This window comes from Leifsonia sp. LS1 (assembly GCF_020521355.1).
GTDB lineage: Bacteria > Actinomycetota > Actinomycetes > Actinomycetales > Microbacteriaceae > Leifsonia.
On sequence record NZ_BPER01000005.1, the window covers coordinates 288,259 to 302,704 of the forward strand.

Here is a 14,446-nt window from a genome sequence, read left to right on the forward strand (position 1 = left end):
TGGTGGGGCGGGTCAGGAGTTGCCGGGGAAGGCGAGCTGGATGCTCGACTGCACCGGGTCGGGCCAGCGCGTCGTGACGACCTTGCTGCGGGTGTAGAAGTGGAACGACTCGGGGCCGTAGATGTGCGAGTCGCCGAACAGCGAGTTCTTCCAGCCGCCGAACGAGTAGGCGCCGACGGGGACGGGGATGGGCACGTTGACCCCGACCATCCCGACCTCGATCTCGAACTCGAACTGCCGGGCCGCTCCGCCGTCGCGAGTGAAGATCGCCGTGCCGTTGCCGTACGGGTTGGCGTTGACGAGGGCGATCGCATCCTCGAAGGTGTCGACGCGCACGACGGAGAGCACCGGCCCGAAGATCTCGTCGTCGTAGACGCGCATCCCGGGCTTCACCTGGTCGACGAGGCTGACGCCCACGAAGAAGCCGTCGCCCTCGAAGCGCTGCGCGGTACCGTCGACGACAACGGTCGCACCTTCGGCGGCCGCGCCGGATACATAGGATGCGACCTTGTCGCGGTGCTCACGGGTGATGAGCGGGCCCATCTCGCTGGCCGGGTCGGTGCCCGGCCCGATGGCGAGGGCGCCGAGCCGGCGCTCGATGGCGGGCACCAGGCGGTCGCCGACCTCGCCGACGGCGACGAGCACGCTGACCGCCATGCAGCGCTCGCCGGCCGAGCCGTACGCCGCCGAGACCGCGGCGTCGGCCGCCGACTCGATGTCCGCGTCCTCGAGCACGACCATGTGGTTCTTCGCGCCGCCGAGCGCCTGGACGCGCTTGCCGTTCGCGCTCGCCCGCTGGTAGATCGAGCGGGCGATCGGCGTGGAGCCGACGAAGCTGACGGCGGCGACCTCGGGGCTGTCGAGCAGGGTGTCGACGGCCTCCTTGTCGCCGTGGACGACGTTGAGCACGCCGTCGGGGAGGCCGGCCTCCTGGAACAGCCTCGCCAGGAAGACGGAGGCGGACGGATCCTTCTCGCTCGGCTTGAGGACCACGGTGTTGCCGCACGCGATCGCGCTGGCGACCATCCACAGCGGCACCATCACCGGGAAGTTGAACGGGGTGATGCAGGCGACGACGCCGACCGGCTGCTTGACGCTGTGCACGTCGATGCCCGTCGAGACCTGCTCGCTGAACTCGCCCTTGAGCTTGTCGATCAGCCCGGAGGCGAACTCCACGTTCTCGAGCCCGCGTCCGATCTCGCCCGCGGCGTCGGAGAGCACCTTGCCGTGCTCGCTCGTGACGACGGCGGCGAGCTCGTGCCTGCGCTCAGTCAGCAGGTGGCGGAGACGGAACAGCACGTCGGCGCGCTTGGTCAGGCTCGTCGCCCGCCACGCGGGAAGGGCCGCACGTGCGGCCGCGATCGCCGACTCGACGTCGGCGCGGCTGCCGAGCACGACCTCGTGCTGCCGTTCGCCCGTCGCGGGATCGAACACCGGGCCGGTGCGTACCGGCTCTCCGGTCTCGGCGCCGGCGATGAGATGACGGATCAGGGCCACGGAAACCTCCAGAGGATGCGCGCCGGACGGATTGCCCGGTGCGGCGCGTAAGCTTGTGTCCCCATGATCACAGAGCGAAGGTGTGACAGGTGATGCCAGATCGTCGGGGCTTGTCCCGCGACAGTACAGTTCGTCCGGATGGTGCTCCCGCAGTGCTCCCGACCGTGCGGGAGGTGCTCAGGATGGAGGCCGTCGCCCGCGCGCTGCCCGAACTGCTGACGGGCGCCGCCGCCCTCGACGCCCCGGTGCGCTGGGTGCACGTGGCCGAGACGGCGGAGGCCGCCCGCCTCGTCTCCGGCGGGGAGCTGCTGCTCGCGACCGGCATCGGCTGGCCACCCGACGACGACGCGCTCGGCCGCCTGGGCCGGCAGCTCGTCGGCGGTCGTGTCGCCGGGCTCGTGCTGGAGCTGGGCGAGCGGATGCCCGCGGCCCCCGGGGCCCTGGTGGCCGAGTTCCGGGCCGCGGGGCTGCCCTTCGTGGTGCTGCACCGGGAGGCGCGGTTCGTCGCGATCACGGAGGCCGTGCACGCGCGCATCATCGCCGACCAGATGGGCGCCCTGCGTGCCCGGGACGAGATCCACGCGCTCTTCACCGAGCTGAGCCTGCGCGGCAGCCCCGCGGACTTCATCGTCGCCCAGGCGGCACGGGTGCTCGGCTGCCCCGTCGTGCTCGAGGACACCGGTCACCAGGTCGTCGCGGCGGCGGGGGCGGAGGACGAGCGCGATCTGGCGGCCTGGGAGCAGCGCTCGCGCGCGGCACATCGGGGAGCGGGCGACTGGACGATCGCACCGGTCGAGGCGCGCGGCATGCGCTGGGGGCGGCTGATCGCCCTCCCCGGTCAGCCGCATCCTGCCGGTCGCAGCAACGTCGTCGAGCAGGCGGCCGTCGCGCTGGCGCTCAGCAGACTCGCCGACCGGGACGCCGACGAGTGGACCCGCCGCAGCCACGACGCACTGCTCGGAGCCCTCCTCGGTCGGCGGTTCGCGGGGGAGGCGGGCCTCGCCGCCCGGTTCGAGGCCGCCGGGTTCCCCCTGCGCGATCGGCTGCTCTGCGGGGTCGCGCTGCGCTCGCGGACCGGCGCCTTCGGGGCGTCCGCCGCCTCCCGGGTCGTCGACGCGGCGCGGGCGGCCGGTGCCGACGCCGTCGCCGGACGGCATCCGACGGAGCCGGGCGTGCTCGTGGTCGCCCTGTCGGCGCGGCCCTCCCGCCCGGCCGCCGACGCGTTCTTCGAGGGACTGGCCCGCGCCGCCGACGACACCGGTGCGACCGCCGTCGCGGTCGGCTCGGACGCGCGCAGCGTCTCCGGCCTGCTGAGCTCCGTCGAGGAGGCGGTCGAGCTGGCGGGCCGCGCCGAGCCCGCCCGGGCCGGTGGCCGTCCGAGCGTCCAGCGCGTCGACAGCCGCCCACTCCTCCGCCTCGTCAACGCATTCGGCAGCGACCCACGCCTCGCCGAGCACACCGAGCAGATGCTCCGCCCCCTCATCGAGCACGACCTCACCACCGGCGGCGACCTCGTCCCGGTGCTCGCCGCCTACCTGACCCACCCCGGCAATCGCACCCGAGCCGCCGCCGCCAGCCACCTCTCGCGCTCGGTGTTCTACCAGCGCATCGCCCTCATCGAGGAGCTGCTCGGCATGGACCTCGACGACGGCGAGACCGTGAGCGCCCTGCACGCGGCGGTGCTCGCGCGGCGGGCGGGCTCCCGCGCCTACCCCGCTATGTAGACCTTGCGCAGGGTCTCCGTGACCGTCCACACCGTCTCGTCGCCGGCACTGAGGCGCACCACATCGCCCGGGGCCAGGTCGAGGCGGCGGCCGGTGCGCGGGAAGTCGATGGTCGCGCGGCCGGCGATGACGATGAAGAGCTCGTCCGCCTCGACGTCGGTGTCGGTTCCGGGCGCCATCTCCCAGACGCCGACCTCCAGGCCGCCGAACCGGCCGAGCTCGGCGGCGCCCTCGGTCAGCGGCACCGTCAGCGCCGGGATGCGCGTGGTGCTGTCGAGGGCGGTCACGAGTCGAAACCCAGGCCGACGGCGTCGAGGGTGCGGAGGAATGCGTTGCGTTCGCCGCGGCGGTGATCGGCGCGGTCGAGCGACCAGCGGGTGAGGTTGATGCCGATCGCGGCGGCCGGTTCGGGCGGGAAGGGGAGGGGGCGGCTGCGGACCATCTCCAGCTCGGTGCGCTCCGTGCGGCGGCCGGCGAGGAGGTCGAGCATGACCCGGGCGCCGAAGTGCGTGGCGGCGACACCGAGGCCGGTGTAGCCGGTGGCGTAGGCGACGCGGCCGGCGCGTGCGGTGCCGAAGAAGGCGCAGAACCGGCTGCAGGTGTCGATCGCGCCCGCCCACTTGTGGCTGAACCGCACGCCCTCCAGCTGCGGGAAGGTGGTGAAGAAGTGCGCGGCCAGCCGGCGGAACGTCTCCGGGCGGTCCTCGTAGCGTTCCCGCACGCGTCCGCCGTAGTGGTAGACGGCGTCGTAGCCGCCGAAGAGGATGCGGTCGTCTTCCGTCAGCCGGTAGTAGTGGAACTGGTTGGCGGAGTCGCCGATGCCCTGCCGTCCCTCCCAGCCCAGGGAGGCGCGCTGCTGCGGGGTCAGCGGCTCGGTCATGAGCACGTAGTCGTAGACCGGGACCGTCGCCAGGCGGTTGCGCTTCAGGAGGCTCGGGAACACGTTGGTGCCGAGCGCGGTCCGCTGCGAGCGCACGACGCCGTCCGGCGTGTAGAGGGTGATGCCGTCGCCCAGCGCCTGTACCGGAGTGTTCTCGAAGATCTCGACCCCGGCCTCCACGCAGGCACGTGCCAGCGCCCGTGCGAGCTTGGCGGGGTGGACGAGCGCCGAGTCGCGGAATCGTTGGAGGCCTCCCTCGTAGGTGGGCGAGTGCACCGCGGCGCGCATCGCCGCCGCGTCGAGGAAGACCGGATCGTCGCCCCCGGCCAGCTCGCGGAGCCACTCGACCTGGTGCGGCTCGGTCGCGACGTCGAAGGCGCCGTTGCGCTCGAAGCCGGCGTCGAGTCCGAGCTCGGCGACGGTGCCTTCGATCTCATCGAGGTTCCGCATCCCGAGCCGTTGCAGCTCGTCGAACTCGCCCGGGAAGCGGGTGCGCCCGTTCTCGTCGCCGTGGGTGAGGCTCGCCTCACAGAAACCGCCGTTGCGGCCGGAGGCGGCCCAGCCGATCCGCCGGCCCTCCAGCAGCACCACGCGGGCGTCCGGGTCCTGCTGCTTGGCGAGCAGCGCCGTCCACAGGCCGGTGTAGCCGCCGCCCACGACGGCGAGCTCGCAGCTCACGTCGCCCTGGAGACGCGGGTAGTGCTCGCCCGGCGCGTCCTCGGTCCAGAAGACCGCCTGGCGCGTGGGCGCGAGGGCATGGCGCACGACGGAGGCGTCGGGACGGTGGCGTTCGAAGACGGTCGACTCGGATCGGGACACGGCGCCATTCTGCCCCGCCCGCCGGTGTCTCGGTGTCAGTTTTTCGCGGTCGGTTCGGGCATTCCGTCCGGCTGTGCGACCGGGGGTCCCGGCGTGCGCGCACTAGCATTTGTCGCGTGGCAGCAGCGCACGTGACGATCAGCGGCCTCGCGGACCGCCTCGGTCTGTCGAAGGCGTCGGTCTCGTACGCGCTCAACGGTCGGCCCGGCGTGAGCGAGGAGACCCGCGCCCGTGTGCTCGCGCTCGCCGACGAGCTCGGCTGGCATCCGTCGTCGTCCGCCCGCGCGCTGTCGCGGGCCCGGTCGGATGCGATCGGCATCGTCCTGCGGCGCGATCCGAGCCTGCTGGGCGCGGAGCCGTACTACATGAGCCTGCTCGCCGGAGTGGAGGCCGAGCTGGCGACGACCGGCCAGTCGCTCCTGCTGCGGATGGTCGGCCCGGACGGCGGTCAGGACAGCGCCGCCTACCGGCGCTGGAGCGCGGAGCGGCGCGTCGACGGAGTGATGCTGTTCGACATCGCGGTCCGGGATCCCCGCCCGGCGCTCCTCGACGACCTGGGGATCGAGTTCGTCGTCCACGGCAACCGGGACGACGTGGCGCCGGGGCACGTCCTCCTCTACGACGCCGACGAGGACGCCCGTCTGCTGGTGGAGCACATGGCCGACCTGGGTCATCGGTCGCTGCTCCACGTGAGCGGGCCGGACGAGTTCGAGCACGAGCGGGAGCGCCGGGACGCGATCGCGCGGCACGCCCGAGCGCACGGGATCCGCGTCGCCGCGGTCGCCTCGGACTACTCGATGGACGCGGGGGAGCGCCTCGTCGGCGAGCGACTGGCGGAGGATCAGGAGCCGTTCGCCGTCGTGACCTCCAACGACCTCCTGGCGCTGGGTGCCCAGGAGGCGGTCGCGCGGGTGGCGCGGCGCGACGTCGCGGTCGCGAGCTGGGACGACTCGCTGCTGTGCCGGCTCGGCTCGCGGCCGATCACCGCTCTCGACCGATTCCCGGAGGAGCAGGGGAGGCGCGCCACCCGGATGCTGCTCGACCGCCTCCAGCGCAGCGACGCCCCCGCACTGCGCGCCCGTCGCTCGGTGCTGGTCCCGCGCGCGACCAGCGTCCCCGCCCCGTGACGCCCCCGCCCTGTGACGTCCCCGCCCCGTGACATTCGGACCGAATGTGCACTCTGACGTCGCCATTCGCCACATTCGGTCCACATCGTCGCGCTGCCCTTACCTCGTTCGAGGGTAGAATTCAATGCTTGGTTTTACTGAACCGGTTCAGTTATCCTGCCCGTGGCACGCCGCGCCGCTCCGTACGAGGATGACGGACGAGCAGGGCCGGCGGGCACATCACGAGACGAAGGAGTCATCATGAGGAAACGCGCCATCGCGGTCGCCGCGGCGGTCGCCACGGCCGCACTCGCACTCGCGGGGTGCAGCGGATCGGGATCGGGATCCTCGTCCAGCGGGTCGACGATCACCTACTGGGCGAGCAACCAGGGCACCAGCCTCGACAACGACAAAGAGGTCCTGACGCCGGTACTCGACGAGTTCACCAAGCAGACGGGCGTCAAGGTCAAGCTCGAGGTGATCGGCTGGAACGACCTCCAGACCCGCATCCAGACCGCGGTCACCTCCGGCCAGGGCCCCGACGTGCTGAACATCGGCAACACCTGGGCGGCCTCGCTGCAGGCGACCGGCGCGTTCCTGCCGTTCGGCGACAGCGAGATGAAGGCCATCGGCGGCAGCGACAAGTTCGTCAAGACCGCGCTGGAGACCGGTGGCGCGGCCGGCAAGACGCCCACCAGCGTCCCGCTCTACGGCCTCGCCTACGGGCTGTACTACAACAAGCAGATGTTCACCGACGCGGGCGTGCAGCCGCCGACCACGTGGGAGGAGCTGGTGACCGACGCGAAGAAGCTCACCAACGGCACGACCTACGGCTTCTCGCTCGCCGCGGGCAGCTACACCGAGAACGCCCACTTCGCCTTCATCAACTCGGCGCAGAATGGCGGCGCGTGGTTCGACAGCAAGGGCGATCCCACGTTCACGACCAGCGCCAATGTCGACGGGATCAAGCGGTACCTCGACCTGATGCAGACCGACAAGGTCGTCAACACCTCCAACGCCCAGTACGACAACGGGGTGCAGGCGGTCAACGACTTCGCCACCGGCAAGGTCGCGATGATCCTCAGCCAGAACAACGCCGACTCGTCGATCGTCGCCAACGGCATGAAGTCCGACCAGTACGGCGTCGTCCCGTTCCCGGCGCCCGACGGCGGCAAGCCCGTCGCCAGTCACGTCGCGGGCATCAACCTGTCCATCTTCAAGAACACGAAGAACAAGGATGCGGCGCTGAAGTTCGTCAAGTACATGACCAGCGAGGACACCCAGACCACGCTCGGCAAGCCCTACGCGTCGCTGCCCGTGCTCAACGGTGCGAAGGCCGTCTTCACCGACAACGCCGACGAGGCCGCCACCTTCACGAAGATCTACAACGAGATGTCCAAGCCGCTGCCGCTGGTGCCGGCCGAGGACCAGTTCGAGAACACGGTCGGCAAGGCGATGAACGACATGTTCGCGAAGATCGCCACCGGGAGCACGGTCTCCGACTCCGACATCAAGGCGGCGCTCCAGTCCGCCCAGGACCAGGTCAAGCAGTCCCTGGGCGGCTGACCGCGCCGTCCGCTCGGCGGCCGGGCGGGCCTCCCGCCCGGCCGCCGAGCGACGACCCCTCGACGCCTTCTCGACCCCGAAGGAGACCCATGTCGACGACGACATCCGTCCGCACCGGACCCGCTCCGGCGGCCGCCCCCGCGAAACCGCGCCGGCGTCGCCCCAAGGGCTGGTGGCTGCCGCTCGTGCTGCTGGCCCCGGCCATCATCTTCGAGCTGGTGATCCACGTCATCCCGATGCTCACGGGAATCTGGATCAGCTTCCTCCAGCTCACCAAGTTCTTCATCGCCAATTGGAGCGAGGCGCCGTTCGTCGGCTTCAGGAACTACCAGGTGGCGCTCGATTTCAACACGTCGATCGGCGCCGGGCTGCTGAAATCGTTCCTCATCACGGTCGCCTTCACGATCCTCGTGGTCGGTCTCTCGTGGGGCATCGGGATGGCCGCGGCCGTCGCCCTGCAGGGGAAGTTCCGCGGTCGCGGGTTCTTCCGCACGCTCTTCCTCGTGCCGTACGCGCTGCCGCTCTACGCCGGCATCATCACCTGGAAGTTCATGCTCCAGAAGGACACCGGCGCGGTCAACCACTTCCTCTTCGACAACCTCGGGCTGCCGGGAGCCAAGCCGTTCTGGCTGATCGGCGACAACGCCTTCTGGTCGATCGTGATCGTGGCGATCTGGCGGCTGTGGCCGTTCGCGTTCCTGATGCTGATGGCCGGGCTCCAGTCCATCCCTGACGAGGTGTACGAGGCCAGCGCGGTCGACGGCGCGAAGCCGTTCCGGCAGTGGCGAGCGATCACCCTGCCGATGCTGCGGCCGGTCAACGCGGTACTGCTGCTCGTGATGTTCCTGTGGACGTTCAACGACTTCAACACGCCGTTCGTGCTGTTCGGCAACGCCCAGCCGCCCTCCGGCGACCTGATCTCGTTCCACATCTACAACGCGTCCTTCCTCACCTGGAACTTCGGGTCGGGCGCGGCGATGAGCGTACTCCTGCTGATCTTCCTGCTCATCGTGTCCGGCCTCTACCTCGTCGTGCTGAACCGGAGGAACCGCAATGCGTGAAACCGCGTCGTCCAAGGTCTTCCGCTGGGTCGTGATCGTCGTGCTGACGCTCTTCACGGCCGTACCGCTCTACGTGATGATCACGTCGTCGCTCAAGCCGCTGTCGGACGTGCAGGGTGCGTTCACCTGGTGGCCGACGAACATCACCTTCCAGCCGTTCATCGACATGTGGACGACCGTGCCGCTCGCGTCGTACTTCGTGAACAGCCTCATCGTGGCGAGCTCGGCGACCATTCTGAGCCTGATCATCGCGGTGTTCGCCGCCTACGCGGTCTCCCGCTACCGGTTCAAAGGCCGCAGCGTCTTCACGACCACGGTGCTCTCGACCCAGATGTTCCCGGGCGTCCTGTTCCTGCTGCCGCTGTTCCTGATCTTCGTGAACATCAACCAGGCGGTCGGCATCCAGTTGGTCGGCACGCGCTGGGGCCTCGTGATCACCTACCTGACCTTCGCGCTGCCGTTCTCGATCTGGATGCTGGCCGGCTACTTCGACGGCATCCCGCGCGACCTCGACGAGGCGGCCATGGTCGACGGCTCCGGTCCGATGGGCGCGCTGTGGCACGTGGTGCTGCCCGCCGCGAAGCCGGGGCTGATCGCGGTCGCGATCTACTCGTTCATGACGAGCTGGGGGGAGGTGCTGTTCGCCTCCGTGATGACGACGGACGAGAACAGGACCCTCGCCGTCGGGTTGCAGCTGTACTCCACGCAGACCAACGTGTACTGGAACCAGATCATGGCGGCCTCGCTCGTGGTGTCGATCCCGATCGTCGTGGCGTTCCTGCTCCTGCAGCGCAGCTTCGTCGCCGGGCTGACGGCGGGGGCGGTCAAGTGAGTGCCGAGCGTCCGTCGCCCGTCCTCTCCGTGGAGGGTGCGCCCGCGATCTGGCTCGGCGCCAACTTCTGGTCGCGGTCGGGCGGCCCGCTGATGTGGACCCGCTACGACCGGGAGGTCGTGCGCCAGGAGCTGCGCGTCCTCGCGGACCACGGGCTGAACATGACCAGGTCGTTCTTCTACTGGCCCGACTTCCATCCCGCGCCCGACACGCTCGACGAGCAGTGCGTGGCGAACTTCGCGGACTTCCTAAATGCGCACACGGCCGTGGGGATGACGACCGTGCCCACCTTCCTGGTCGGGCACATGTCCGGCGAGAACTGGGATCCGGTGTGGCGGGAGGGTCGCGATCTGTATCGCGATGTGTGGTTCGTCGGCCGCCAGGCCTGGTACGTGCGCGAGCTGACCGCGCGTTTCGCCGCGCATCCCGCCGTGGCAGGCTGGCTGCTGACCAACGAGGTGCCCATCTACGGCGGGGAGGCGCCGCGTCCGATCGTCGACGCCTGGGCTTCCCTGCTGGTGGACGCGGTGCGTGCGGGAGGCGGCACCCAGCCGGTCGCGGTCGGCGACGGCGCGTGGGGCATCGAGACGACCGGGCACGACAACGGATTCTCCGTGGGCGACCTCGCCGGCTTCACCGACTTCGTCGGGCCGCACGTGTATCGGATGGAGACCGACCAGCTCCGCCAGCACCTCAAGGCCGCCTACGTCGCCGAGCTCTGCGCCGGGACCGGCCTGCCGGTGGTGATGGAGGAGTTCGGCGTGACGAGCGACTTCGTCGCCGCCGACGGGGCGGCCGCCTATTACCGCCAGCTGCTCTACTCGACGCTGCTCGCCGGCGCGACGGGGTGGATCGCCTGGAACAACACCGACTACGACGATCTCGCGGACCAGCGGCCGTACTCCCACCATCCCTTCGAGATGCACTTCGGCATCACCGACCGTGCAGGCGCGCCCAAGCCGCCGCTGCTCGAGCTCGCCCGGTTCGCCGCCGACCTCGCGGCGATCGACCTGCCGAACGCGCGCCGCTCCCCGGTGGACGCCGCGCTCGTCGTGCCCTCGCACCTGGCCGCCGATTACCCCTTCACGCAGGAGGAGGAGCGGGCCCACATCGTCGCGACGGGCGAGCAGGCCTACCTCGCGGCGCACGAGGCGCACGTCCCCGTCGCGGTGGTCCGGGAGCGAGAGGACGGCGGCCTGCCGGAGGGGTACGGCCTCTACCTCCTGCCCTCGGTCAAGCAGCTGTGCGCGACCTCCTGGCTGCAGCTGGAGGAGCTGGCCCGCGACGGCGCGACCGTCTACGCGTCGTACGCGCACGGCGGGAGCGGCGTCCAACGGGGGCCCTGGTGGGCGAACACGGAGGCGCTGTTCGGGGTGCGGCCGGCGAGCGCATACGGTCTCGCCGAGCCGGTCGAGGACGAGGTCGTCACTCTGCGGCTCACGGAGGCGTTCGGGACGCTCCCGGCCGGCGCGGCTCTGTCGTTCCGGCCGGCGGGCAACGAGAACGGCCGCACGTTCCTCCCGGTGGTCGCGTCGTCCGGGCGGGTGGTCGCCGTGGACGGCCACGGCCGCCCGGCGATCGTGGTGCAGGAGCACGGTCGCGGCCGCGCGGTGCTGTGCACGTACCCGCTCGAGTACTTCGCGTCCGAGCTCGCGCGCGTGAACCCCGAGGAGACCTGGCGGCTGTACGACGCGCTCGCCGCCGTCGCGGACGTGGAACGCGACGTGCGCCTCGACGACCCGCTCGTCTTCGTCGACATTCTGGTGCACGAGGACGGCCGCCGGTTCGTGGTCTTCCTCTCCGAGCATCCGGAGCCGGTCACGGTGCGCCCGGAGACGGAGGGCGAGCTGCAGACGCTGGACGGAGAGCCGGCCCCGGACGTCGCCCTGCCGCCGTACGGCGTCGCCCTCCGTCTGCTGCGCTTCGACTGACGTCGCAGTGCTCGTCACAGGGGTCGCATCCTGCCGCTCTCACCTCCGCATTCCGGCGGAATGCGGCCCCGGTGCGGGCGCGTCGCGTGTCGGGAGTCACGCCGGCGCGTGCCGCTCCAAGAAGTCGTAGACCTCGGTCGAGTCGACGCCCGGGAACGTCCCGGTCGGCAGCGCCGCGAGCAGGGACGTCGGCGTGCGCGCGGCCGGCCAGGCCTGCCCCTCCCAGCGGTCCGCGAGCGCACCGGACGGCCGCCGGCAGCACGACTCCTCCGGGCAGCGGGAGACCGCGCGGTGGGCGGTCTCCCGCCCGCGGAACCACTTCACGTGCGCGAACGGCACGCCTACGCTGATCGAGTAGTCGCCCTCCTTGGCCTTCTCGATGCGGGAGGTGCACCAGTACGTCCCGCTCGGGGTGTCCGTGTACTGGTAGTACGGGCTGAAGCGGTCCTCGACGTCGAAGACGGTGCGGGCCGTCCAGCTGCGGCACACCGGCGTTCCCTCGATGGCTCCGAGCGCGTCCGAGGGGAACGCGACCGCGTCGTTCTCGTACGCCTTGATGATCGTGCCCGACTCGTGCACCTTCATGAAGTGCACCGGGATGCCGAGCCGTGCCGTCGCGAGGTTGGTGAAGCGATGTGCGGCGGTCTCGTAGGGCACCGCGAAGGCGTCGCGGAGATCCTCCATCGAGATGCGGCGGAAGTTCTTGGCCTCCGTCAGGAACGCGACGGCATCCTTCTCGGGCAGCAGCAGCGCCGCCGTCAGGTAGTTGGTCTCGACGCGCTGCCGCAGAAATTCGGCGTAGTTTCCGGGCTCGTCGTGACCGAGCAGCTGGGAGGAGAACGCCTGCAGGATGGGCGAGCGGGAGTCGCGGGAGGCCGACTGCTCGGTGGGGAGGTAGATGCGGCCGTTGCGCTTGTCCGTCACCGAGCGGGTGGAGTGCGGCAGGTCGCCGACGTAGTGCAGGGAGTACCCGAGGTGGTCGGCCATGTCGGCGACGGTCTGCTGCGAGACCGGGCCGCCCGTATGACCGACGGCGCCGAGCAGCTCGGCCGCGATGCCCTCCAGCTCGGGGAAGTGGTTGTCCCGCGCGCGCATGGTCGCGCGCAGCTCGGCGTTGGCACGGCGGGCCTCCTCCGGGGTCGCGGCGCGCTCCCGGTGCAGGCGCTCGACCTCCTGATGCAGCGCCAGGATCGCCCGCAGGGTGGCATCGGGGACCGCCTTGGAGACGCGGACCGGGTCGATCCCGAGGGCGCCGAACACGGTGCCCCGCTGGGCGCGCTCCACGGCGATCTCCAGCGCTGCGCGCTCGTCGGGGGCCTCCGGGGCGAGCAGGTCGTCGACCGTGACGCCGAGCGCCGCGGCGATGGCGCGCAGCTGGGGGAGGCGCGGCTCCCGGTTGCCGTTCTCGATGGTGGAGACCTGCGACGGCGCGCGGTCGATCGCCGCGGCCAGGGCCTCCAGGGTCATCCCTCGTCGCGTGCGCGCCGCACGGATGCGCCGCCCGAGGGTGAGCGCGTCCGCCGCCAGGTCGTCGTCGACCGTGTCTGTCATGCAGGCCATGGTGACACTGTCGCGAAGTTCTAGCAAACAGAAGAACCGCCGAATTTCTGTCGACGGATCCGGTCGCGGCCGGTGACGACGGTCGCAGGATCGTCTCAACCGATCCGACCGATGGAGGTCACGATGAGCACCGCAGCCCACCCCGAGCACCGCCCCGGCGACACGACGCAGACCGCCGCCGCGCTCCAGCTGGAATGGGACGCCGACCCGCGCTGGTCCGGCATCCGCCGCGACTACACCGCCGCCGATGTCGTCGCGCTCCGCGGCCCCGTCCGTGAGGAGCAGACGCTCGCCCGTCGCGGCGCGGAGCGGCTCTGGGAGCTGATCCAGCGCGACGGCGCCGGTCCCGACGCGCAGTGGGTCGCCGCCCTCGGCGCACTCACCGGCAACCAGGCTGTACAACAGGTGCGCGCCGGGCTCGAGGCCATCTACCTCTCCGGCTGGCAGGTCGCGGCCGATGCGAACCTCTCCGGCCAGACCTACCCCGACCAGAGCCTGTACCCGGCCAACTCCGTCCCGGCCGTCGTGCGCCGCATCAACAACGCGCTGCTGCGGGCGGGCCAGGTCGAGGGCGTCGACGGCGCCGTGTCCGACTGGATGGCGCCGATCGTCGCCGACGCGGAGGCCGGCTTCGGCGGCCCGCTCAACGCATACGAGCTCATGCACGGGATGATCCAGGCCGGCGCGGCGGGCGTGCACTGGGAGGACCAGCTCGCCAGCGAGAAGAAGTGCGGTCACATGGGCGGCAAGGTCCTCATTCCGACCGGGCAGCACATCCGCACCCTCAACGCCGCGCGGCTCGCCGCCGACGTCGCGGGAGTCCCGACCATCGTCATCGCCCGCACGGACTCGCTGGCCGCGACGCTGCTGACGAGCGACCACGACGAGCGCGACCGCCCCTTCCTGACCGGCACCCGCACCGCCGAGGGGTTCTACGAGGTGACCAACGGCATCGACCCCGTGATCTCGCGCGGGCTGGCGTACGCGCCGTACGCCGACCTCCTCTGGGTGGAGTCGGCCGAGCCCGACCTGGAGCTGGCCCGTCGCTTCGCCGAGGCGATCCACGCGCAGTATCCGGGCAAGAAACTTGCCTACAACTGCTCGCCGTCCTTCAACTGGCGCTCGCACCTCGACGACGACACCATCGCGCGCTTCCAGCGGGAGCTGGCGGCCATGGGCTACGCCTTCCAGTTCATCACGCTGGCCGGCTTCCACGCCCTCAACCACTCGATGTACACGCTCGCCCGCGACTACGCCTCGCGGCAGATGAGCGCCTACGTCGACCTGCAGGAGGCCGAGTTCGCCTCCGAGGCCGACGGCTACACCGCCACCCGCCACCAGCGGGAGGTCGGCACCGGCTACTTCGACCGCGTCGCGACCGCGCTCAACCCCGACAGCGCCACCCTCGCCCTCGTGGGATCCACCGAACAGCACCAGTTCTGACCGGCTGGCGCACTGACCAAGGAGACA

Annotated in this window: 11 protein-coding genes; 7 read left to right on the forward strand and 4 right to left on the reverse strand. The window is 70.9% G+C overall.

Features of this window, described 5'->3' with window-relative positions:
- Nucleotides 1-12: 12 nt before the first annotated feature.
- Nucleotides 13-1,497 (reverse strand): CoA-acylating methylmalonate-semialdehyde dehydrogenase, encoded by a 1,485-nt coding sequence (locus tag LLS1_RS11585; protein ID WP_226655689.1) that lies wholly within the window; start codon nt 1,495-1,497, stop codon nt 13-15.
- Between the two features lie 182 nt (nt 1,498-1,679).
- On the opposite strand from LLS1_RS11585, the gene LLS1_RS11590 reads away from it, so the two are divergent.
- The gene (locus tag LLS1_RS11590; protein WP_226655691.1) at nt 1,680-3,221 is read left to right on the forward strand and encodes a PucR family transcriptional regulator; all 1,542 of its coding nucleotides are present in this window, start codon (nt 1,680-1,682) and stop codon (nt 3,219-3,221) included.
- Here LLS1_RS11590 and LLS1_RS11595 read toward each other — a convergent pair.
- On the reverse strand, nt 3,206-3,508 hold the full coding sequence (locus LLS1_RS11595; protein ID WP_226655693.1) for a cupin domain-containing protein: 303 nt from the start codon (nt 3,506-3,508) through the stop codon (nt 3,206-3,208). The genes LLS1_RS11590 and LLS1_RS11595 overlap by 16 nt on opposite strands.
- Nucleotides 3,505-4,920 (reverse strand): FAD-binding oxidoreductase, encoded by a 1,416-nt coding sequence (locus tag LLS1_RS11600; protein WP_226655694.1) that lies wholly within the window; start codon nt 4,918-4,920, stop codon nt 3,505-3,507. Before LLS1_RS11600 ends, LLS1_RS11595 begins: the two co-directional genes overlap by 4 nt.
- 116 nt (nt 4,921-5,036) lie before the next feature.
- Here LLS1_RS11600 and LLS1_RS11605 point away from each other — a divergent pair, with 116 nt between their 5' ends.
- The 5 genes from LLS1_RS11605 to LLS1_RS11625 all read left to right on the forward strand — a co-directional run bounded on the left by LLS1_RS11605 (nt 5,037) and on the right by LLS1_RS11625 (nt 11,416).
- Nucleotides 5,037-6,047 (forward strand): LacI family DNA-binding transcriptional regulator, encoded by a 1,011-nt coding sequence (locus LLS1_RS11605; RefSeq protein WP_226655696.1) that lies wholly within the window; start codon nt 5,037-5,039, stop codon nt 6,045-6,047.
- Nucleotides 6,048-6,287: 240 nt separating this feature from the next.
- Complete coding sequence (locus LLS1_RS11610) at nt 6,288-7,592, forward strand: sugar ABC transporter substrate-binding protein (protein ID WP_223357309.1); 1,305 nt, start codon at nt 6,288-6,290, stop codon at nt 7,590-7,592.
- Nucleotides 7,593-7,681: 89 nt separating this feature from the next.
- A complete protein-coding gene (locus LLS1_RS11615; protein WP_223357307.1) occupies nt 7,682-8,653 on the forward strand; it encodes a carbohydrate ABC transporter permease in 972 nt (323 codons plus the stop codon).
- Nucleotides 8,646-9,485 (forward strand): carbohydrate ABC transporter permease, encoded by an 840-nt coding sequence (locus tag LLS1_RS11620; RefSeq protein WP_226655698.1) that lies wholly within the window; start codon nt 8,646-8,648, stop codon nt 9,483-9,485. Before LLS1_RS11615 ends, LLS1_RS11620 begins: the two co-directional genes overlap by 8 nt.
- Nucleotides 9,482-11,416, forward strand: a complete 1,935-nt coding sequence (locus LLS1_RS11625; RefSeq protein ID WP_226655699.1) for a cellulase family glycosylhydrolase — start codon at nt 9,482-9,484, stop codon at nt 11,414-11,416. The genes LLS1_RS11620 and LLS1_RS11625 overlap by 4 nt, the downstream gene beginning before the upstream one ends.
- A gap of 96 nt (nt 11,417-11,512) precedes the next feature.
- Here LLS1_RS11625 and LLS1_RS11630 read toward each other — a convergent pair whose 3' ends face one another.
- Nucleotides 11,513-12,967 (reverse strand): helix-turn-helix transcriptional regulator, encoded by a 1,455-nt coding sequence (locus tag LLS1_RS11630; protein ID WP_223357301.1) that lies wholly within the window; start codon nt 12,965-12,967, stop codon nt 11,513-11,515.
- A 132-nt stretch (nt 12,968-13,099) separates the two neighbouring features.
- On the opposite strand from LLS1_RS11630, the gene aceA reads away from it, so the two are divergent.
- On the forward strand, nt 13,100-14,419 hold the full coding sequence (gene aceA, locus LLS1_RS11635; protein ID WP_226655701.1) for an isocitrate lyase: 1,320 nt from the start codon (nt 13,100-13,102) through the stop codon (nt 14,417-14,419).
- Nucleotides 14,420-14,446 lie beyond the last annotated feature (27 nt).